Genomic DNA, 21,822 nt, shown 5'->3' with positions numbered 1-21,822 from the left:
CCTATTTTACAGAAAACTTAAAGGAAGTTTTAGAAGTATATTTTTCTCCCGGTTCCAATACTACGGAAGGAAAATTTTCCTGATTTGGGGAATCGGGATAATGTTGAGTTTCGAGACAGAAACCTGTCCTTCTATCATAAGTTCCCTCTCCGCCAGCTTGTGGCAAAGTGCCATCCAGAAAATTCCCAGTGTAGAACTGAATACCGGGTTCATCTGTAAAGACTTCCAAAAACCGACCGCTGGCAGGATGATGTGCAGAAGCGGCAAATCTTACTCCATTATCCTGCTCGTTTAGCACCCAGCAATGATCATAACCTAAACCTCTTTTTAATTGAATATCTTCTTCTTCAATTTTTTCTCCTACAACTCTGGGCTCGGTAAAATCAAAAGGTGTACCTGCCACTGCTTTTATCTCCCCGGTAGGAATCAATTTTTCATCCATCTAAGCACGATACTGTCGGCATTAATTTCCACAACATGATCAAGGATTGGCTCATCAAAATTAGCCGATAAATTAAAATAAGCGTGCTGTGTTAAATTGACTACGGTTTTCTTATCTGTTGTCGCTTCATAAAGAACATCCAGGGAATTATCATCATTAAGGGTGTAGGTAACAACAGTTTCCAGCCTACCGGGATACCCTTGTTCCATATCTTCACTGATGTAGGTTAATTTAAGTGAATTTGAATCTTTTCCAGGTTCTTCAGCTGTCCAAACCACTTTATCAAATCCTTTATCCCCCCCATGAAGATGATTTTCACCATCATTTTTGGGCAGGGTATATTCTTCTCCATCCAAAGTAAATTTTCCTTTTCCTATTCTATTTCCGTAACGACCAATTAATGCTCCAAAAAAAGGATTATTTGAGGTGTACTGACTCAAAGAATCAAAACCTAAAACCACATTCTCTAATTGACCATTTTTATCAGGCGCTTTTAAGGATGTAATACGGCCTCCATAGGTAATAATTTCAACCTCCATACCGTTTTCATTGGACAGGGTATAGTGATCTACTTTTTCACCACTGGGGGTTGTCCCATAATCTCTCTTTTTAATTACATTGCTATCTTCCATATTTGTAACATCATCATTAACTTCTTTTTTTTCGTTTTTACACTGTACAGACATTAAAGCCAGACTCAGAATGATCAAAAAAGAAAGTGGTTTGTTTAGTTTTTTCATAATTGTGGTTATTTAGTTTTACATCCTGTGTTGAAACAAATGAAAGTAAGCTTCATTGGCATTAATTCTATCCTTATAATCTCTAATACTGGTTTTTTGATCAATTACTAAAAGTTCTATTCCGGCAATATCAGCAAAATCTTCAAGAAACTCTGTAGTTAAAGCCTGGGTATAAACTGTATGATGTGCACCTCCCGATAGGATCCAGGCTGTAGCAGCAGTATCAAGATCGGGTTTAGGATCCCAAAGGACACGTGCTACAGGTAAGTTAGGTAATTCCCCTTCAGGTTTAACAGCTTCCACTTCATTTACAATAAGCCTGAACTAGGTTTCCAATATCTACCAGTGATGCATTTAAAGCTGCACCTTCAGGAGAGTTAAAAACTAACCTTACCGGATCCTGTTTTCCTCCAATTCCTAAAGGATGAATTTCACAGGAAGGTTTAGCATCGGCTATTGAAGGACAAATCTCCAGCATGTGGGAACCTAAAACATAGGATTTTTGAGGAGTAAAATGATAAGTATAATCTTCCATAAATGAAGTCCCACCTTCTAATCCTGTAGCCATTACTTTCATTGCACGTAATAGAGCTGCCGTTTTCCAGTCTCCTTCAGCCCCAAAACCATAACCATCGGCCATTAGTCTTTGAACAGCTATTCCCGGCAACTGCTTTAATTCTCCAAGGTTTTCAAACGTATCAGTAAAAGCTTTAAATCCACCTTCTTCCAGAAAGGCTCTTAAACCTATTTCTATTCTGGCTGCATCAACTAAAGAACTTCTTTGCTCCCCACCTTCTTTAAGCACATTAGAGAGAGCATAGGAAGATTCATATTCAGCAAGAAGCTTGTTTACATCTTCTTCTTTAACGGCCTTAATATGTTTTACAACATCGGAAGAGTCATAACCGTTAACGGACATCCCAAAACGCATTTGCGCACCTACTTTGTCTCCCTCGGTTACAGCCACTTCCCGCATGTTGTCTCCAATACGGGCCACCTTTAAATGTTGAAGTTCATCCCAACCTAACACGACGCGTGACCATATACCCAGCTTTTTCTGAACCCGGTTTGATTCCCAATGTCCTACTACTACTTTTCTTTTCTTACGCATACGGGTCATTATAAAACCAAATTCCCTGTCGCCATGGGCTGACTGGTTAAGGTTCATAAAATCCATATCAATACTTTCCCAGGGAATTTCAGCATTAAATTGAGTATGCAAGTGACATATAGGTTTATCGAGAATATTTAAGCCTCTTATCCACATTTTAGCAGGAGAAAAGGTATGCATCCAGGCAATAATACCTATACATTTTTTCTCAGCGTTGGCGAGTTGAAACAGGTGTGCAATTTCATCTGGGGTTTTGACCGTATCTTTATGTACGATTCTTACAGGAATATCCTTAGAAACATTCAAACCATTAACTATAGCTTCAGAATTTTTTGCTACCTGTTTTAGGGTTTCTTCTCCGTAAAGGTGTTGACTTCCGGTAACAAACCAGATTTCCTTTTCTTCTATTTTAATCATTAAGATTTGATTGGAATTAGTATTATTTTATTTTTGGCCGTAATAAGCGTTTTTGCCATGTTTACGCTCATAGTGTTTTTTAATAAGGGAATCTTTTAACCTGGGTGCTTCAGGATTTATTTGCAGGGTTAAAAATGCCATACGTGCCACTTCTTCCAGCACTTTTGAATTATAAACTGCTTTAGCGGCATTTTTCCCCCAGGTAAAGGGACCGTGATTCCCAATAAGAACCATTTCCACTTCTTTATAAGAAAGTTCTTTTTCTTTAAAACAGTCCAAAATCTGGATCCCGGTGTTATGTTCATAATTTCCTTCAATTAGATCATCGCTCATTGGAGCAGCACAGGGAATATCCTTTGTAAGATGATCGGCATGGGTGGTGCCAAAAATTGGAATGTCTTTTTGTGCCTGAGCCCAGGCTACCGAGTAAGTGGCGTGTGTATGAGCAACACCTCCAATATCTTTCCAATTCTTATAAAGAAAAGAGTGTGTTTTAGTATCTGATGAGGGGCGCATTTCACCTTCAATTATATTATTGTCAAAGTCCAGAATGACTATATTTTCAGGTTTTAGATCCTCGTAAGGTACTCCGCTGGGTTTTATTGCAAATACATTTCTATCACGATCTACAGCACTAACGTTTCCGAATGTATATATTACCAGGTTTAGAGCATTCAACTGCATGTTAGCTTCGTAGCATTCCTGCTTTAGTTCTTTAAATTTTGACGGCATGCCTTTGTTTATTTTGGTTAATAGTCTCTTCCATAAAAGAACTCAAATTCTGGTATGATTTAAGATGTTGCTCCAAATCCTGTAGTTTATCTACCTGGGGATGATATTCTGCTTCAAAGTTACTTCCCAGTACCTTCGCTGCCTCTACTACATTGGGGTACAAATTTGCAGCCACAGCAGCATAAATGGCCGCACCCAAAGCCGGAGCTTCATCAGACTCGGCAATTTTAATAGGCTTATTAAGAACATTGGCGAGGGTTTGCATAATATAAGGTGATTTTCTTGCCACCCCTCCAATTCCAATAACAGTATCAATTCGCACTCCTTCCTCTTCAAAGCGGTCCACGATCATTTTTGAACCAAAACATATGGCGTTAATAAGTGCCTTAAAAATGTGCGGTGCATTGGATCCTAAAGAAAGATTGCTTATTGCAGCTTTTAATTCCTGATTGGCATCTGGTGTTCTACGGCCGTTGATCCAGTCCAACGCAACCGGAATACTTTCAGACAACTCAATTTTTTCTGCTTCTTCTGAAAGTTTTTTGATGAAGTTATCATCTATTTCCTGTTTCAGCTTTACTTTTTGATCTTCAGATAAAATACCGGACTCTAAAACCAGCTTGTCTATGGGCCATGAAAGTACATTCCTGAACCATGCAAGCACATCTCCAAACGCAGACTGACCTGCTTCCAGACCAATCATTCCCGGGATTACAGAGCCATCTACCTGTCCACAAATTCCTTTTACGGTTTTAACTCCAAGGTTATCTTTTGAAGATACAATAATATCACAGGTAGAAGTCCCCATTACCCGTACCAATGCGTGCTCATCAATTTTAGCACCTACTGCCCCGGCGTGAGCGTCAAAAGTTCCCACTGCTATGACAGTATTTGTGCTTAAGCCCAGTTTTTTAGCCCACTCCTCATTAAGATTACCCGCAACTTCATTGGAAGTATAGGTTTCCTCATATAGTTGATCCCGAAGATCTCCCAGGTATGGATCCAGTTTTTCAAGGAATTCTTTAGGTGGTAACCCATTCCAGTCCTTATGCCACATTGCTTTGTGATTAAGCTGCACAACGGCTGCGTTTAAAGCTTCCCAAATCCTGATTATCTGAAAGTATAAAAGTCATCAAATCACAATGCTCCATCCAGGAATAGGCAGCGTGTTTTACCTTCTCATCTTCTCTAATGATGTGGAGGATCTTTGCCCAAAACCATTCCGAAGAATAAATACCACCCTCATACTTTGTGAAATCTTCCCCACCCCAGTTTGCTGCCAATTCATTAATCTCATTGGCCTCCTCAATAGATGTATGGTCCTTCCAAAGCACCATCATCGCGTTTGGGTTTTCTTCAAAACCTTCAACAAAGGCTAAAGGAGTTCCATCTTTAGTTACCGCAATGGGAGAAGAACCAGTGGTATCTATACATATTCCAGATACTTTCCGGGCATCAATTCCGCTTTTTTCCACTACCTTTCTTATAGTTGATTCCAAACCTTCTATATGATCCAGAGGATGTTGCCTGAACCTGTTTGATCCCGGATCACAAAATTTTTGTTCCTGCCATCGTTTATAAAGGTGAACGGCGGTGGCCAGCTCTTTACCACTGGAAGAGTCTATTAATACAGATCGTACTGAGTCTGTTCCATAATCTACTCCTATTACATATTTTTCCATTCTAATTTTAAATTCTGAAATTTTACTGTTTTTTCAATAGTCTTACATCATAAATACCTGCAGTTCTGGAGCCGGGATTAGCCTCAAAGCGTATGATAATCTTCTCCCTATCCTTATGATCCAAATCTTCTGGTAATTTATATTCCTTTGAAAAAAATAGGTCTCCTTCTTCTCCCTGAAAATTTTCCTCTGCCAGGATCTTCTCATTAATATAAATGGAAAATTGACGACCTGAATCTTTTCCGTAGTAGGTGATTTGAAGCTTTTCAGCATTATGATCCCTGTTTTTCAACTCGTAGCTAAACCAGCCTGTTGCATCCCGCCAATGACGATTTTGATGAACGCCCGTATTAGAATTCTTACTCTTAATAAAATGATCAGATTCTGGTTGTTGCTCTCCGGGAACTACCCTGTCTATAGTACGGGATTGCAGTTTTCGTTCAGCAATTTCCAGTTTTTTTAATTCTTCCTGCTTTTCCTTATAGCTTTTACTGGTTTCCAAGGGTAGATAAATGGCATACCGTGACTCGTGAATATTATAAAAAGGAATAAACTCCAGTTCCTTAAATTTTTCAGGATAAATAACTTCATTTACTGAAAAACTAAGGTCTTCAGCATTTTTCTTTTTTACCTTTTTCACCAGATCTTCCAGATCATTAGTTAAAAAAATAAGCATGGCTGAAATTGGAATCTGTGGGCCTTCTGCAATATGTCCGCCGCGACTGTCATCAGCAAAAACTCCTTTTTGATCCTCATTTCCGGTTTTTGTTCCCAATACAACAGGACCGTATTTTAATGCAGCATAATTCGATCCGTCGGGTAATTTTTCTGCAGTAATCTGCATTGGCAATTCTGCCTTTATCCTGTCTCCGTTTTTCCAGTTACGTTCAATACTTACGTAAGAGCCTGGTTCCTGATTTACCGGAAAAAGCTCATCATTAATAAAAATTTTGAACTCACCTTTTTCTACCCAGGAAGGATACCTGATCTTTAGCGTGAAATTTTGAGGCTTTTGGGTTTCTATTTTAAAACTCGTTGCTTCTTCTTTGGGAAAATTGGTTATTTGATAAAGTTTAATCCCCATTTCCTCCCAGGTTAAAGTTGAGGGGATAAATAGATTTACATACAACTCATTTTTTGAGTGCGTATAAATGAATTCATTGTATTTCCCATGATTTTCTATACCCGATCCCACACAGCACCAAAAGCTAGTTTGTGGCTGGGAATAAACCCGGTAATGACCCGGTTGCATTGGGGTAAAATAAACAAAACCTCCCTTTTCCGGATGTTGCGAAGAAAGGATGTGATTGTATAAAGCCCCTTCATAATAATCTATATATTTTTCATCGGCATTTGAGAGGAACAATTTTTCGCTCAGCTTCAGCATATTGTAGGTGTTGCAGGTTTCAGGACCCTGTACGCTGGAAATCATTTCAGAGAAATCGTTTTCGGGATGAAAATGCTCTCTTACACTGTTTCCCCCTATGGCAACTGAACGTTTATTGACAACATTATCCCAAAAATAAGTTGCTGCATCGTGATAATCTTTATTGTTATCTAATTCAGCAATAGTTTCGAAGCCAATCACTTTTGGGATTTGGGTATTGGCATGCATTCCATTAAGGATATCACTGTTGGAAGCTAATGGATTCAGTAATTTTTGATGGGAAAACTTATATGCCAGCTCCAGGTATTTGTTCTCGCTAGTAATTTTTGCTACATCGGCAAAAATTTCATTTAAGCCTCCATGTTCCGAAACCAATATTTTTTGCATTTGTTCCTCAGAAAGATGTTTGGTAACTCCAAGCATCCAGTCAGAAAACTTTATCAGCATTTTTTTGGCACTGGAATTCCCGGTAATTTGATAAACATCCCTTAGTCCCGCGTAGGTCTTATGAATATTGTATAGGGGAACCCATTTCCCATTCAGGCTAAAACTGGCTGCATCAATAGTTCCGTTCTCAATTTCATCCCATAGTTTTTTACTACCGGGAACGCCTCCAATATAACCGTTCCCATTGGCCTCCTGCACTCTTTTTAATTCCCCTAAACTATAGGTAAGCAGGGAATCAGCCTTTTTACTACCCGCAGAAGCCTGCATTTGGGCAAGGGCTGTTAAATAATGACCGCCAATGTGCCCATCTAATCCTGAGTTTTCCCAGTTGGTATAATTTTCTGCTTTTGGTTTTAATCCGGCTTCACGTAAAAAAGGGGCTAAAAGTTTATCAGGGTTTAATTCCAGAATATAATTTAGATCCACCAACATCGCATTGCGAAAAGGCCCATCTTCCAGGCTGACATCCTCAAGCTTAAAAGTTTCCAATTTCGACTGCTGCCCCAGCATAACTGAAGTAGCAAGAAAAACAATTAGACTTAGAAGATTTGTCCGAATATCAGCAAAGAATAATTTCATAGAGAATTATTTAGAGGATAACACCACTACAGAAAACGGTGGCAGGCTTATTTCCAGCTTTCCTTTTCTTAGCTTAAAATCTTTAAATTCGCTGATGTTGATTTTATCGGGATTATCAAAAGTATTGTGGTCCTGAATTTTTCCTGATCTCAGGATTTGTCCTGCAATATCTTTTACATTCAGCCCTTCCAGATCGATCTCAAGTTTATGTTCCTTTTTAGCATCAATGTTCACCAAACTAATATTGGTTTTTCCTGCCTCATTTTTAGAAGCTGAAACAGAGATCGCGGGTATTGATTCACCTTTAAAAGTGTACATTGGCGAATCAAAATCAACTAAGCAATAACTGTGCATCGTGATGTACTGTGTACATCTTAAAGACATGATAGGTAGGCGTGAGGAGCATTTTCTCTCCGTCTGTGAGCACAACAGCCTGTAAAACATTTACCGTTTGTGCAATATTGGCCATTTTCACCCTTTCACTATAATTATTAAAGATGTTTAAAGTGGCACCCGCAATCATAGCATCTCTCATCGTATTTTGCTGATAAAGAAATCCGGGATTGGTTCCTTCTTCAACGTTGTACCAACCTCCCCACTCATCTACCACAAGATCTATTGTATTATCGGGATCATATTTATCCATTACTTCGGAATGCTTTTCCACAAACTCTTCCATTTTTAGAGCTTCTTCCATACTTCTGAAGTAAATCTCCTCATCATATCCTGTGGCAGATCCTTTGTTTTCCCAGTCAATCACCGCATAATGATGTAATCCCACTGCTTCTATTAAAGACTTTGGAACCTCCCGCATTAAAACTTCGGTCCAATGGTAATCACCACCTGATGCTCCTGCAGCAATCCTATAAAGATTGTTCTCATTTTCCCAGCTGGTCATGAAAGTGGCATACTGCTTATAAATATTCGCATAATATTCCGCAGTCATATTTCCTCCGCATCCCCACATCTCGTTTCCAATTCCCCAAAATTTCACATCCCACGGCTCTTCTCTGCCATTTTCTTTCCTCAATTTTGCCATTGGACTTCCTTCGGAATGATTGGTGTATTGTAACCAATCCATAAAATCTTCTACTGTTCCACTTCCTACATTGGCAGAAATAAAAGGCTCAGCCCCCAATTCTTCACATAGATTTAAGAAATTGTGGGTTCCAAAGCTATTATCCTCTGTCACCCCACCCCACCAGGCATTTACCATTGTAGGTCTTTCCTCCGGTGGTCCTATCCCGTCTTTCCATTGATAAGTATCGGCGAAGCATCCTCCGGGCCATCTTAGATTAGGTATTTTTATCGCCTTTAAAGCTTCTATGATATCTGTCCTAACGCCATCTTTATTAGGGATCGCACTCGTATCTCCCACATAAAAACCATCATAAATAGATCTTCCAAGATGTTCAGCGAAGTGGCCGTAAATATGTTTACTAATTTTTGGAGCACTTTCAGAAGGCTTAAAAACTATTTTAGTATCCTGAGCATTAATGCTAAAAATACATCCAAGCATTAGAACTAATAAAATTTTTACCTTCATATCCTTATTGTTAAGATTAAAATTAAATATATTTACAGACCTTAAGTGTTAATTGTACATTTCCAAATATAATTAAATTTAGATGTGTAAAACAATTTTAATTAACATATTTTTAAATTTTTTAATTTATCCCCAATATTAGCAGTGCACTTACTTCTAAATTTTAATAAAATGCAGCATGATTTATAAATATCAATCAGAAGACAAAGTTCTACTGGCAGTAGATTGTATTATTTTCGGTTTTGATGAGGAAGATCTTAAAATCCTTCTTATCAAAAGAAATTTTGAACCTGAAAAAGGGAAATGGTCATTAATGGGAGGTTTTTTAAAAAATAATGAAGATCTTAATATGGCAGCCAATAGAATTCTCTTTCAATTGACGGGCTTTGAACAAATCTACATGGAACAGCTATACGCCTTTAGTGAAATTGACAGGGATCCGGCGGAAAGAACTATCTCGGTTGCATATTTTGCTCTTATTAATATTAAAAAACACGATAAAACCTTAATTGACAAACACTCGGCCAAATGGTTTAGCGTTACTGAGCTTCCAGAATTAATATTTGATCATTCCCAAATGATTAGCAAAGCTATTGCGCGATTGCGCTATAAAACCTCCAAAAAGCCAATAGGTTTTGAACTGTTGCCTGAAAAATTTACTATGCGACAACTTCAAAAATTGTACGAATCAATTTTAGGAGAAGAACTGGATAAACGAAATTTTATAAATAAAACAAAAGCCCTGGATATTTTAATAAAACTGAAAGAAAAAGACATGAATTCTTCGAGAAAGGGTTCTTTTCTTTACAAGTTTGATGCTACGAAATATAAAGAAAAGGTAGAAGAAGGTTTTTCTTTTAAACTATAAGAGGAGAATTTAAAGACACTTTTATCAAAAAATAATGAGAAAAAATGGTAATTTATACCTTCTATATGAAAGAAATTATCATTAAAATAACTCATTTAAAAAGGTCCACCCTATTATCTGCTTTTATTTGTCTCATACCAATTGCTACCTATTGCCAGGTAGGAAATCTTTTTTCTACAGATGGAGAACTTTCCAGTAGTTTAATAAATCAAATCTACCAGGATGACAAGGGATATATCTGGATTGCAACTGAAGATGGTTTGGATAGATATGACGGAGCAAAATTTACTATTTTCAAGCAGAAAAATAAGGATTCTACTTCCATTTTAAATAATTATGTAAAGTCTGTTTTTCAGGATAGTAAAGGAGGGCTCTATTTTGGTTTTTTTAACGGCTTGCAATATTTTGACCATGCTACTGAACAATTCCACGAGATCTCTTTATTAACAGAGGACAACACCCCCTATCCTGCTCACGTCACTTCTATGACCGAGAGGAAAAATGGGGAAATATTAATTAGCTCATCCGGTCAGGGAATATTTAAATTATTGGAGAGCAATGGGAAACTTGTGGCCCGCAAATTCCCAAAAATGGTCCCCAGCTCTTATTTGACAGGTATATTTGAAGATTCCCATGAAAACCTCTGGGCACTTAGCCAGGATAGAGGACTATTTAAGATCACGAAAAACAATAAAATTCACGAATATTTCCATGAGAACGAGTACGAGACAAACATCTCGAGTATTGCTGAAGATGAAAAAGGCGATCTCTATGTTGGGAGTTTAACCAAAGGTTTATTTAAATACGACCGGGGGAAGCAAAAATTTATTATCATAGAAGACTCTGAAAACCTCCCGGTAAAATCACTTTTCGTCACTGATAATAATGAAATATTGGTGGGTACCGATGGGATGGGTTTAAAGATCTATGATCCCGTTAAGAATAAAATGAGTTTAAACGATTTTAGCATTGCTAATTTTGACTTTACTAAAACAAAAATCCACTCGGTTATACAGGATGAAGCAAATAATCTTTGGTTGGGGATCTATCAAAAAGGAGCTTTACTAATACCTGATAAAACAAATAATTTTGGATATATAGGTTACCAATCTTTAAATAAGAACATAATAGGTTCTAATAGTGTAATATCAGTATTTAAAGATAATCAGGATGTTTTATGGGTAGGTACTGATGGGGATGGGTTATACGGCATCACCAATTTAAATAATCAGGAGTTTCATTTAGACAGCAATGGTAGTCGAAGTTCTGCCAGCATAATGAGTATTTATCAAGACTCAGAAAATGATTTATGGATAGGAACTTATTTAAATGGCTTAGCAAAACTTGACAGGAAAAAGAGGGAATTACAGTTTATTGAGAATCTAAAGGACGAGCAGGAGAATACTGTAGAAAGAGTTTACAGCATTATTGAAGATGGCCAAAAAAATCTCTGGATAGGTTCCCTGGGATTTGGACTTTATTCCTATGATCTCAAAACTAAAACAGCCCAAAATCATAATGTAATTGAAGGAGGAACCGCTTATGACAGATTACATAATAGATGGATTAATACCCTCTTACTATCGTCAGACAATAAACTTTATATAGGTACCTATGATGGTCTTTCAATTTTAGATCTTGAAGAAAATACTTTTCTGGACGGGGAGGGAAAAAATCATATATTAAATAATAAAATTGTTTACAGCCTGTACGAAGACGAAAAATTTAATTTATGGATTGGCACTTCTGAAGGCTTACTTTATAAACCATATAAAGACACCATAACGGAAATTTACACTACCGAGGATGGGCTTCCCAGTGACGTAATATCAGCAATTGAAAAAGATTCCAACAACAATTTATGGATAAGTACCAATAATGGGATCTCAAAATTTGAACTTCAGTCAAAAGAATTCAAAAACTACTATTTCCGCGATGGGCTTCAGGGAAATGAATTTAATAAAAATGCTTCTTATGCCGGGGAGAATGGCCGCTTGTTCTTTGGCAGCACCAATGGTGTAACCTTTTTTGATCCTTCAGAAATAACATCAAAAGATAGTGATGTGGATCTTCGAATTACCGGGTTTTACCTTCAGGACAAGTAAAAAAAGGAATGAAATCGGGACCATATTCTATTATTGACGAGGCAATTATTGAAGCAGATACAATTAAGCTATCTCACAAGGACAACGATTTTAGCATTGAATTTTCATCATTTACGTTTAAGAATCAGGACTGGATAACCTATACCTATTCTTTAAATTCAGAAAATTGGATAAAATTAAGACCCGGATTAAATACTGTAACATTTAACAATCTTGTACCGGGAACATATGAATTTAAAGTTAGAGCTAAGGATTATGGAGAATTTTATGATGAGCAGGAACTCACCATAATTATCTACCCACCCTGGTATTTTACTACCTGGGCGAGAATTATGTACCTGGTGCTTTTTGTCATTATTGCTATTGTAATAATCCAGCAAATCTTACAGAGGCGAAAAACGAAAATGGAGTTGCAGGAACACCTGCGGGCAGAACAAATTAATGAAGCTAAACTTCAGTTTCTTACAAATATTTCCCACGACTTAAAAACTCCGATATCCCTAATAATAAATCCATTAAGGAAATTAATGAGGAAAGACAAGGAGGAAGAGCGTCAAAAGCTCTATAAAATTATGGAGCGAAACTCCGAAAGAATCCTTCATCTCCTAAACCAACTAATTAATGCGAGGAAGTTTGACCAGGGTAAGATTGAATTAAAGTATCAGGAAACAGAAATAGTGAGCTTTGTTAATTCTATTATATCCCTTTTTGAAGACCAGATTGAAAGCCGCGAGATACAGTTTAAGCTCAATCATCCCGATACAAATTTAATGGCTTATATAGATCCTAACCATTTTGATAAAATAATTCAAAATTTAATTTCTAATGCTATAAAATTTACTCCACAAAAAGGCACAGTTGAAGTGAATATTGGACGGCTTGAGAAAGAAGATAAATTCTACATTAGTGTTAGAGATAATGGAATAGGTATCAAAGAAAGTGAATTAGGCAATATCTTTAATCGTTTCTACCAGGTTTCAAATAATAAGAGTAGACAGTTTGAAGGAACGGGTATTGGTCTACACCTTACAAAAACTATAGCCGAGTTACACCACGGAACAGTTAAGGCAGAAAACAATGAAGATCAAAAAGGTTGTAAATTTATAGTTACTGCACCGCTGGGGAAAGCCCACCTTGACAAACAGGAAATAATTTTAGAACCTACCTCGGCAGTTGCCACTAAAACCGAAACACTGCCAATAACCTCAGCCTATGTAACAGATGAGCTTAAGGAAATAACTCCGGAAAGAAATAAACCCACCATTCTTATTGTGGATGATGACAGCGATACACGAAATTATATTGCTGCAGAATTGCTTAGCCATTACAACATCATAAAGAAGTCTAATGGAAAATTAGCCTTTCCCGAGGTGGTAAAAAACTTACCCGATTTGATCATTAGTGATGTGGTAATGCCGGAAATGGATGGGATCACCTTAACCCGAAAAGTCAAAAAAAATATTAACACCAATCATATCCCCGTAATTCTCTTAACCGGAAAAACCGATAAGGAAACTAATTTGGAAGGGCTTGATATGGGTGCAGATGCTTACCTCAATAAACCTTTTAATATAGATATCCTCAAGAAGACCGTTAAGAATTTAATCAAAAACAGGACTTTATTAAAAAACACCTATTCCGGTAACCAGTTACAGGAGGATAAAATTAAACAGGTAGATGTAAAATCGGGAGATGACGCTTTATTAAATAAATTTATGGATGTTGTAAATAAAAATATAAGCAATCCGGATTTAAGCGTGGAAATGGTAGCTTCGGAATTGGGAATAAGCAGGGTACATCTTTATCGTAAATTAAAACAATTCACCAATCAATCTGCCGGAGAGCTTATAACCAATATACGATTGAAGCAGGCAGCCGATCTATTGATTTCCAAAAAAATAAATATTGCTGAAATAGCCTATGCTGTTGGTTTTTCCAGTACCTCAAAATTTTCAACAAAATTTAAAGATTTATACGGAATGCCTCCCAAGAATTATAGGGAAAAACAAACACAAAATTAGTTATTAATACAAGCTCCAGGTGGCGGGTTTTAGTGAAAGAACCCGCCTCTAAAGTTTAATGTAACTTCATTTCAAAATATAAAATTCTCAAAATTTTAAAACCGACGTTTTATTTGGATATAAACACCAAATAGAATTTACTTTACAGAAAATAATAGTTCTTTACTTCTGAGTTTTAAATAACAATGGGGCAAGCTGGTATAAGCTACGACGCCAGGTTTGGAACTCGTGTGCTGTTCCTTCAGAAACATATGAAACCGCATTAAAACTAGCTTTCTTTAATTCAGAAACTGCTGTTTTTACAGCATCAGGTCTTTCTTTGCTTCCGGTGCTAATAAATATTAAATCGGGTTTGGTTCTTCCTTTAAGTTCTTCCGGATTATAGGTGCCTCCGCTAAACAAGGCATAACTGGAAAATACCTCCGGCTTGTTAAGAGTGATAAGTTTGGTTTCAAAAGCTCCCATCGATAAACCTGCCATTGCTCTATTTTCCTTATTGGCCTTTGTTCTGAAATTATCATCTATATAAGGAATTAATTCATCTACCAATACAGTTTGAAATGGTTTAATATCAAAGTCTCTCAAACCTCCAAATTCAATTTCATTGGTCATCCCATAAGTCATGACAATAATAAAAGGTTCTGCTTTTCCATCTGAGAGAAGGTTGTCCATAATAAGATTGGCTTTACCCTGGTTAGGCCATGAAGTTTCATTTTCTCCATAACCATGCTGCAGGTATAAAACAGGGTATCTTTTTTTAGGATTTTTATGATACCCGGGCGGAGTATAAACATAAGCCGTACGGGAAGTATTCGTGCTTTCTGAAGGAAACAGGATTTTTTCAACAGCGCCATGGGGTACATTTTTAAGTTCATAAATTTCCTGATCACGTGCTGGTACATCAATTCCACTCCCCCACCGATTTGCTCCAAAGAAAAATAAACTACCCGGATCTGGCACAGAAGCACCATCTATGTTTAACTGATAATAATGAAACCCTTCATCCTGAGGAGCGGACTCACCAGTCCATACACCCTTATCATCTTTTACCATATCATATTTAACCCCGCCAATGTCCAGCTGAACCTTTTTGGCTTCCGGGGCAATTATTTGCGCACGTACCTGCCCCTTAGCGTTAACCATGGGATATTCCCTGCCCGGCTGATTTACAGGAGATGGTTCAAATTGATCTTCCTTGCTCCCCTGTTGCTCTTGTGCAACACCAAGCTGGAATAAAAAAGTTAATGCCAGAAAGAATATTGTCTTAGAATTTTTCATAATTCAGGTTTATTTAGTGGTTATTCATAAAATTTAATAATGATTAATAGTTTGAATTCTGCATCCATTGCTTAGAATAAGGACCGCATCAATTTCTTACCTGAACAGCAGTGGGGCAAAGGAGAACAGGTTGTGGCGCCAAACTAAGCCAGGTATGTCCGCCGGGATATTCACTGTATTTGTAATCTATTCCCAACTCGTCAAATTTGGCCATCATAGCCTTGTTATTATTAAAAGCTATATCTTCTTCACCACCCATAGCAATCCAGAAAGATTTAAGATTGCTATTAATCTTTGATGCATTCTCCTTCATAAATGCGTATTCCGGTTGGGACAGCTCCTGATTGTTAGCAAACCAACCCGAGCTAAAAACACCTAAATAGCCAAACATATCGGTATTATGAATGCCTGCATAAAGGGTTTGAAGCCCTCCCATTGATAGTCCTGCCAAAGCCCGGTTTTCTGACCCCGGTGCCACACGATAATTTTTCTCTACGAAAGGAATGACTGCCTGCTTCAACTCCTGCTCGAAAGCCTGAAGAGATTGACCAAAGGATTCACGGGAACCCAGGTTGCCATCCATCATTACCACCAGCATTGGTTTTGCAGTATTTTCGGCTATAAGATTATCAAGAATCAGGTCCGCACGCCCCTGGCTTGACCAGCCACGTTCGTCCTCACCACCACCGTGTAACAGGTATAGAACAGGATATTTTTCATTTACAGAGGTATCATACCCTGGAGGGGTGTAAATGAGCATTCTGCGCCAGGTGTTTGTTACATTAGAAAAATATCGTTTGCTGCGAAGATCTCCATGCGGCACTTCTTTTAAGGAGTAAAAATCTCCCTCCCTGTTAGGAATTTCAATTCCGCTAGCCATACGACCCATACCATAAAAAGTTTCACTGGCGGGATCGGCTACAGATACCCCATCAATAACTAAAGAATAATAGTGAAATCCACGTCCTATGGAATCGGTAGTAACCATCCACGTTCCGGTGCTGTCTTTTTCCATGTCATATTTACGGCCGAGATCAATCTGTACTTTTTTTGCTTCCGGAGCATTCACTTTGAAGATCACACGATTATCCGGAAGAATTTGAGGATAGGCTGCGTTACGGATATTTGTGGTAGCCGGAGTTCCCAGTACTGTATATTTTGAGAAGGTCGATTTATCTACTGGTTTAAACAGAAACTGGCTAAACATATACAAACCACTTTTCCAAACTTTAAAATCGTGTCCACCTGGCTCCAAATAGTAAACATGTGGAATATTCTGCTGGAAAAGGAAATCATGCGTACGTTGGCTGATATAAAGAAGATTGTCTTTATCTCCACAGGAAATAAAGAGCAGTTTCAATTTTTCTTCGGCTTCCCCGGGGTTAGGGATAAGCAACTCCGGTTGTTTAGTGTTGGGTGCGGCCGAAAAAGCTCCTACCCAGGCAAATTTATCCAGATTTCCCAACCCAAAGTTCAGGGATTGTCCTCCACCCATGGAAAGGCCTGCAATTGCCCTCTTTTCACGATCCTTCAGCACCGGGTAATTCTTCTCAACATAAGGAATCAGGTCGGTCAGTAACTCCTGCTCAAACCAGGCTAAAGGCTTCAATCTTATCTGGTGAGAAAATATTACCTACAGGCTTAGTCATCTTTCATTGCTCTTCCGTTTGGCATGATCACCAGCATTGGCTGGAGGTTATTTTCTGCGTACAGGTTGTCGAGGATAACCTGGGGATTAGCACCATTTAGCCATTCCTTTTTATCACCCCCAATGCCGTGAAGGAGATATAATACCGGATATTTCTTCCCTTTTGTATATCCCGGAGGAAAATAAATTAATGCCTCGCGTATATTTCCTACTGTTTTGGAAGAATAAGAAATGGTGTCAATTTTTCCTTTGGCAATGCCTGTACGTTCAATATCAAAACCCGCAGGTGCTTCCAGAGGAATTTCCTGAGCCATTGTGAAATTCCCGAGCATCAGAAAAATAAACAATAGAGAATTAAGTGTTTTCATAAAGACAAATTTTTAGAATAATGTAAATGACTACAGTAGCGAAAGCATTTTTCTTCCATAACGCTCCCCTAACTCCCTATATCCCGCTGCCGAAAAATGTAATCCATCATTTACGGCTTCACATCCTTTGGAAGAGATTATGTGAGCATTCGGAATTTTCTCAGGAAGCCTCGCAAGTATACTATTCATACTGGCACATTTGCCGCCCTGTTCTTCTGAAACCATTTCTCCGGCTAATAGCGGAACATCTTCAGCATTTAAATTTAAATCCCGTAATAAATTATTATATACTGCTTTCACCTTTTCGGGCCACTCCTCACCTCCCGTATTTGACTCCCCCTGATGCAAAAGAATTCCTTTAATTACCCCCTTTTCCTGGGCTTTGCGTGCAAGATCTACTAAATGCCCATAAGGATTCCCATTGTATTTATTAATTGCCGGAACCATCCAATGTGGAGCACTGGAGACGTATTCTTTATAATTATCTTTATCAAATAATTCAATTTTGGAACCTCCTACTGCAACATTAATTACCCCTACTTTTATATCTTCAGGTAAATTTTGAACCAGGGTTCTTCCAAAATAATCGGTTGGAGTTAAGCAGGTATCACACCTGGACAATGGAGGGACCGCCGGGTACCACTTCCCAGCTTCCCGACCCAACTCGGGACAATCTACGCTTTGTAAAACCTGGAATCTTTCATTTACCAGAGTATCCTGCGCTTCAAACTTTGCGTGGCCTTCCATATTAGATTGGCCAAAACTTAAGTAAACGTGGAAATTAGGATCCTGAGCAAAACCAAATTGCCCAATAAAAATAATCGCTATAAGAAAATATTTTGCTTTCATATTAAATCCTCTATAAAAATTAAAATAGTTTGAATTCCAGATATTTAGTTGGCTTGTGGAGTAATAATTTGATATTTACCACTTAAATGCATCAGGCTAAACAGGTAAAGCAGCCCATCGAAATAAGGGTCAAAATACCCATCTTCATAAGGTTCTAATCTTGCGTTCCACACCTCATCTAAAAATTTCCAGCCTTTCGGGTGAGTAGCCATTAGTGAAGCTGTACCTAAGCAGTAGAAACTAAACCAAGTGAATGCCTCAATTTTTGATAACCTCCCGCCGGGAGTATCCAATCAGGAGTGGATCCATCAATATTATATTGATCTACATATGTTTCTAAACCTTCGCAATAAAGGAAGTTCTGTATTCGGTCTGCGTATTCCTGCTGCCACTCTATATCCTTCGCATACCAGCTATAATCCATGGCGATATTCATAGGCACACGCCAGGAATCATATCTAAACGCATCTCCCATTTTTCCGCTGCAATGCGGTTCCCCGCTAAATTCAGAATAGTCTGGTGTAAGTCCGGTTTCGGGATGGGTCGCCCGGTGAAGAAAAGCCCGGGAGGTATCGGCAACTTCTCGATAAAAATCTTCGTGGCCATCATGGGCATATTCTGCCCAAACTTCGAAAAATGCTTAGACATGATATGAAGGATCTGTCCAGTCATATCCTCCATCGTGAGGTACAAAATTTATTTGCTTATGTTCTACATTAAGTACATTTCTCACCCCAGCCGTACCGTCTTTGCTCCACATGGCATCAAGAATTCTTCTGGCTTCGGAATAATAATCAATTCCTGTATCGTTACCCCAAAGATTGGAAGCGAAGAGGAGAGCAGTAACAAAATACAGTTCCCCATCTGAAGCTGATCCATCTGAATTTTTCTTTCCCGTTTTTGGATCTACACTCCAGGCAAAATATGCTTCCCGCGGTCCTTCCTGGTGCTGCATATACTTTACAGTCCACCGCCACAAGCGATCAAAAACATCTTTTTTATCAAATTGAACTGCTACCATTAAACCATAAGAAAGACCTTCGGTACGTGCGTCTTTATTTTTAACATCAGAGACGTAAGCCAGGGAATCCTCAACTTCAAAATATACTTTATCAGGCCCTTCAAAAAGGTCATAATAAGCTTTTTCCAGCTTAGCATCTATCGCTGCCTGAGGATATCCGGCCTCAAGGAAGAGGTTCCGGTATTTTCCCGTTTCCCAGGCTCCCTTTTTCCAGGGCTCCGTATGTCCCCGAGGATCTTCAACTTTTTCTTTACAATCCTGTGCAACTATTATCCCTGAATAACACAGCAGGCTAAAAAAGCATAGAATGTATGTGTAATTTTTATTTTTCACTATTTCTCTTAGTCAGGGTTGATTTTAAGTAAATACTATTCCGCAGGAATAGCGTCATTTGCTGTTGTTGCATATAAGCCTAAAAGAGTACCTGTAAAACCGCTAAGCTACATTGGTAGATAATATATCACCCGACACAGTACCACCTAAATTTTCAAAATCCCCACCGTTTAAGGCATAACTAAATTTATAATCATCTCCTTCTGCTTCTACCTTAAGCTGAATTTTTTCTTTAAAATCTATTTCCTTACTGGCAAGTATTTTAGAAGAACCTTTCTCCGTTCTTTCTAATACTATAAAATGCTTTTTGTCCTTTCTGGTAACTCCAAAAACATAATTAAACTTTTCACTTTGTACAGCCGTAATTCCTGCCAGTTCTTTTTCTGACTTAGGTTTATATTCCAAGGTAGTGGTAAAGGAAAAGTCTTTATGTTGCTGCCTGTGAAAAAGAGTGGAAGTAGGTTTTACCTCTTTAATGTTTACTTCAAATGGATTTATTTTTAGTCCCTTCTTTGTGATCTCAATAAAATCTTCCCGCGGGCCTCTTAACCCAATCCAACGATAATCCAGTTTTTCTGAATTAAAATCTTCAGAATAAGTAAAATTGCCATTTGGAAAAAATTCTCCTTCTCCCGCTTTATATTCTACACCTTCAGGTAACTTAAGTGTCGGTTCCATTGGGACCAAACCATTCTCGAAAACAGGAAATTTACCTGACCAATCAACGGGTAAAATAAAGGTTTCCCTTCCGGTATTTACTCTGTCCTTATCATTTGGCCGTATTCCTAAAAATACCCCATAGTACTTATCATCGGGACCCACAACCAAATCGGCGTGTCCTACCCAATCTACTTTATTTTCCCTGTTTCCTGGGAAGTGACGCTGGGTTAGAATAGGATTACTGGGTGCGGGTTCATAAGGGCCCATTGGATTATCACTTACAAATATTACTTCACTGTGCCAACCTCCGGTTCCACCTTCAGCACACATTAAATAATAAAGACCGTCTTTTTTATATATATGAGGTGCTTCAATCCAAATAGGTTTTTTTGACAGATCCACTCCCCCGTTGACAATGATTTTATCAGTCCCCGGCACAACCTGATCTTTTTCCAGATCATATTCCCAAATCTTAATAACTCTATGTCCCTGATATAATTCTTCTCCTTTATTAGGAGCATCATTATGAACTACATAAGCTTTCCCGTCATCATCAAAAAAAATTGCAGGATCTATCCCCTGAAAATCAAGTTTTATAGGGTCACTCCATCCCTCCCGTGGGTCTTTCGTTTTTACTACCATATTACCGAAACCACCTGCAAACTGAGTAACGATCATATAAAAGGTATCGTTGTACGGATTATAACGAATATCCGGAGCATAAATACTAGCACTAATTCCCGTATCGTGGACTTTTAACTGTGTTTTACGATCCAGCACATGACCAATTTGCACCCAGTTTACCAGATCATTGGAATGAAAGATGGGGACACCGGGAACCATTGCAAATGAAGAGGCTACCAGGTAATAATCATTTCCTTTACGTGCAATGGCGGGATCTGGATAAGTACCCTGTAAAATTGGGTTGTAAAACTCATCAGCTTTAAGTGGATTCTCATTATATATATCATCATTCCCTTCGTACACTACCTTGGAGAAAACGGGAATATTTTTTTGTGCATTACAGCTTGTAAAGACAAACAAAGCCAGAAGGACCGGGAATAAAACAACTTGATTCTTTTTCATTATAACTTTTAATTATTAATTCTTATGGTATTTAAATTTATTTTGAAAATCTCCAGTAGTCAAAATGGAGAATCTGGCCAGGAGCCTTTCCTTTAAAGACAAAAAACACATCATGAACCCCTGTTACTTTTTCCATTTCTGTAGTGACAAGTTCCCACCTGTCATCACCTCCGGTTAAGGGAACTTCAATAGATCCCAGAAGTTTTCCATCTCTTGCATCGAGCCTTATTTCCAGACTAACATCACCATTATGAGTCGTTCCAACTCTCCCCGTAAATCTGGAAGCACCATGTTCTCCAAAATCTACTGCCTGCACCTTTATAAAGGAATTATTGCGAGTCGCCACTATAAAATTTCCGACCACATCATTCTCTTTCGAATTTATACCTTCAGACCAGGCAATGGTTTCAGCCTGGTTCATCTGGTAAGGATTGATTTTTTTTAAAGCATCCTGTATTCCATTCGTCATTTTTACAGGTTTTATTGAGCCGTCCTTATTGAA

The 21,822-nt window shown here is 38.1% G+C and carries 14 protein-coding genes and 4 pseudogenes; 3 read left to right on the top strand and 15 right to left on the bottom strand.

Going from position 1 to position 21,822, the window contains the following annotated elements:
* Nucleotide 1: 1 nt before the first annotated feature.
* The 7 genes and pseudogenes from LZ575_RS23990 to LZ575_RS18965 all read right to left on the bottom strand — a co-directional run bounded on the left by LZ575_RS23990 (nucleotide 2) and on the right by LZ575_RS18965 (nucleotide 9,083).
* On the bottom strand, nucleotides 2–442 hold the full coding sequence (locus LZ575_RS23990) for a hypothetical protein (RefSeq protein WP_311195859.1): 441 nt from the start codon (nucleotides 440–442) through the stop codon (nucleotides 2–4).
* Nucleotides 427–1,182, bottom strand: a complete 756-nt coding sequence (locus LZ575_RS23985; protein ID WP_311195858.1) for an aldose epimerase family protein — start codon at nucleotides 1,180–1,182, stop codon at nucleotides 427–429. The genes LZ575_RS23990 and LZ575_RS23985 overlap by 16 nt, the downstream gene beginning before the upstream one ends.
* Nucleotides 1,183–1,200: 18 nt before the next feature.
* Nucleotides 1,201–2,710 (bottom strand): annotated as a pseudogene (gene araA / locus LZ575_RS18985) (L-arabinose isomerase).
* 27 nt (nucleotides 2,711–2,737) lie between these two features.
* The gene (locus LZ575_RS18980) at nucleotides 2,738–3,442 is read right to left on the bottom strand and encodes an L-ribulose-5-phosphate 4-epimerase (protein ID WP_235326538.1); all 705 of its coding nucleotides are present in this window, start codon (nucleotides 3,440–3,442) and stop codon (nucleotides 2,738–2,740) included.
* Nucleotides 3,426–5,124: pseudogene (locus tag LZ575_RS18975) on the bottom strand (ribulokinase). Before LZ575_RS18975 ends, LZ575_RS18980 begins: the two are co-directional and overlap by 17 nt.
* A 22-nt stretch (nucleotides 5,125–5,146) precedes the next feature.
* Complete coding sequence (locus LZ575_RS18970; RefSeq protein WP_235326536.1) at nucleotides 5,147–7,537, bottom strand: glycoside hydrolase family 127 protein; 2,391 nt, start codon at nucleotides 7,535–7,537, stop codon at nucleotides 5,147–5,149.
* Nucleotides 7,538–7,543: 6 nt separating this feature from the next.
* A pseudogene (locus LZ575_RS18965) lies at nucleotides 7,544–9,083 on the bottom strand (alpha-N-arabinofuranosidase).
* Between the two features lie 178 nt (nucleotides 9,084–9,261).
* Here LZ575_RS18965 and LZ575_RS18960 point away from each other — a divergent pair.
* From LZ575_RS18960 to LZ575_RS18950, 3 genes are read left to right on the top strand one after another with little or no spacing between them, the layout of a single operon-like run.
* Nucleotides 9,262–9,951, top strand: a complete 690-nt coding sequence (locus tag LZ575_RS18960; protein ID WP_235326534.1) for an NrtR DNA-binding winged helix domain-containing protein — start codon at nucleotides 9,262–9,264, stop codon at nucleotides 9,949–9,951.
* A 44-nt stretch (nucleotides 9,952–9,995) separates the two neighbouring features.
* Nucleotides 9,996–12,056 carry a two-component regulator propeller domain-containing protein gene (locus LZ575_RS18955; RefSeq protein ID WP_235326532.1) on the top strand — a complete coding sequence of 687 codons (2,061 nt, stop codon included), beginning with the start codon at nucleotides 9,996–9,998 and terminating at the stop codon, nucleotides 12,054–12,056.
* A gap of 8 nt (nucleotides 12,057–12,064) precedes the next feature.
* Nucleotides 12,065–14,077 carry an ATP-binding protein gene (locus LZ575_RS18950; protein WP_235326530.1) on the top strand — a complete coding sequence of 671 codons (2,013 nt, stop codon included), beginning with the start codon at nucleotides 12,065–12,067 and terminating at the stop codon, nucleotides 14,075–14,077.
* Between the two features lie 162 nt (nucleotides 14,078–14,239).
* Here LZ575_RS18950 and LZ575_RS18945 read toward each other — a convergent pair whose 3' ends face one another.
* The 8 genes and pseudogenes from LZ575_RS18945 to LZ575_RS18910 form a co-directional block, all read right to left on the bottom strand.
* Nucleotides 14,240–15,355: an alpha/beta hydrolase-fold protein gene (locus tag LZ575_RS18945; RefSeq protein ID WP_235326528.1), complete on the bottom strand. Its 1,116-nt coding sequence runs from the start codon at nucleotides 15,353–15,355 to the stop codon at nucleotides 14,240–14,242.
* A gap of 88 nt (nucleotides 15,356–15,443) precedes the next feature.
* Nucleotides 15,444–16,964, bottom strand: coding sequence for an alpha/beta hydrolase-fold protein (locus LZ575_RS22965; protein WP_255702706.1), 1,521 nt, complete (start codon nucleotides 16,962–16,964; stop codon nucleotides 15,444–15,446).
* Nucleotides 16,965–16,996: 32 nt separating this feature from the next.
* On the bottom strand, nucleotides 16,997–17,371 hold the full coding sequence (locus LZ575_RS18935; RefSeq protein WP_255702705.1) for an esterase family protein: 375 nt from the start codon (nucleotides 17,369–17,371) through the stop codon (nucleotides 16,997–16,999).
* 30 nt (nucleotides 17,372–17,401) lie between these two features.
* Nucleotides 17,402–18,220, bottom strand: a complete 819-nt coding sequence (locus tag LZ575_RS18930; RefSeq protein WP_235326526.1) for a sialate O-acetylesterase — start codon at nucleotides 18,218–18,220, stop codon at nucleotides 17,402–17,404.
* A gap of 44 nt (nucleotides 18,221–18,264) precedes the next feature.
* On the bottom strand, nucleotides 18,265–18,432 hold the full coding sequence (locus LZ575_RS18925; protein WP_235326524.1) for a hypothetical protein: 168 nt from the start codon (nucleotides 18,430–18,432) through the stop codon (nucleotides 18,265–18,267).
* Nucleotides 18,433–18,446: 14 nt separating this feature from the next.
* Nucleotides 18,447–19,574, bottom strand: a pseudogene (locus LZ575_RS18920) (glycosyl hydrolase family 8).
* Between the two features lie 102 nt (nucleotides 19,575–19,676).
* Nucleotides 19,677–21,320: a glycoside hydrolase family 43 protein gene (locus LZ575_RS18915; RefSeq protein WP_311195857.1), complete on the bottom strand. Its 1,644-nt coding sequence runs from the start codon at nucleotides 21,318–21,320 to the stop codon at nucleotides 19,677–19,679.
* 37 nt (nucleotides 21,321–21,357) lie between these two features.
* On the bottom strand, nucleotides 21,358–21,789 hold the full coding sequence (locus LZ575_RS18910) for a carbohydrate-binding protein (RefSeq protein WP_235326521.1): 432 nt from the start codon (nucleotides 21,787–21,789) through the stop codon (nucleotides 21,358–21,360).
* Between the last annotated feature and the right edge of the window lie 33 nt (nucleotides 21,790–21,822).

Source organism: Antarcticibacterium sp. 1MA-6-2, assembly GCF_021535135.1.
Classification (GTDB): Bacteria; Bacteroidota; Bacteroidia; order Flavobacteriales; family Flavobacteriaceae; genus Gillisia.
This window is presented reverse-complemented; position numbering and strand designations above follow the sequence as displayed.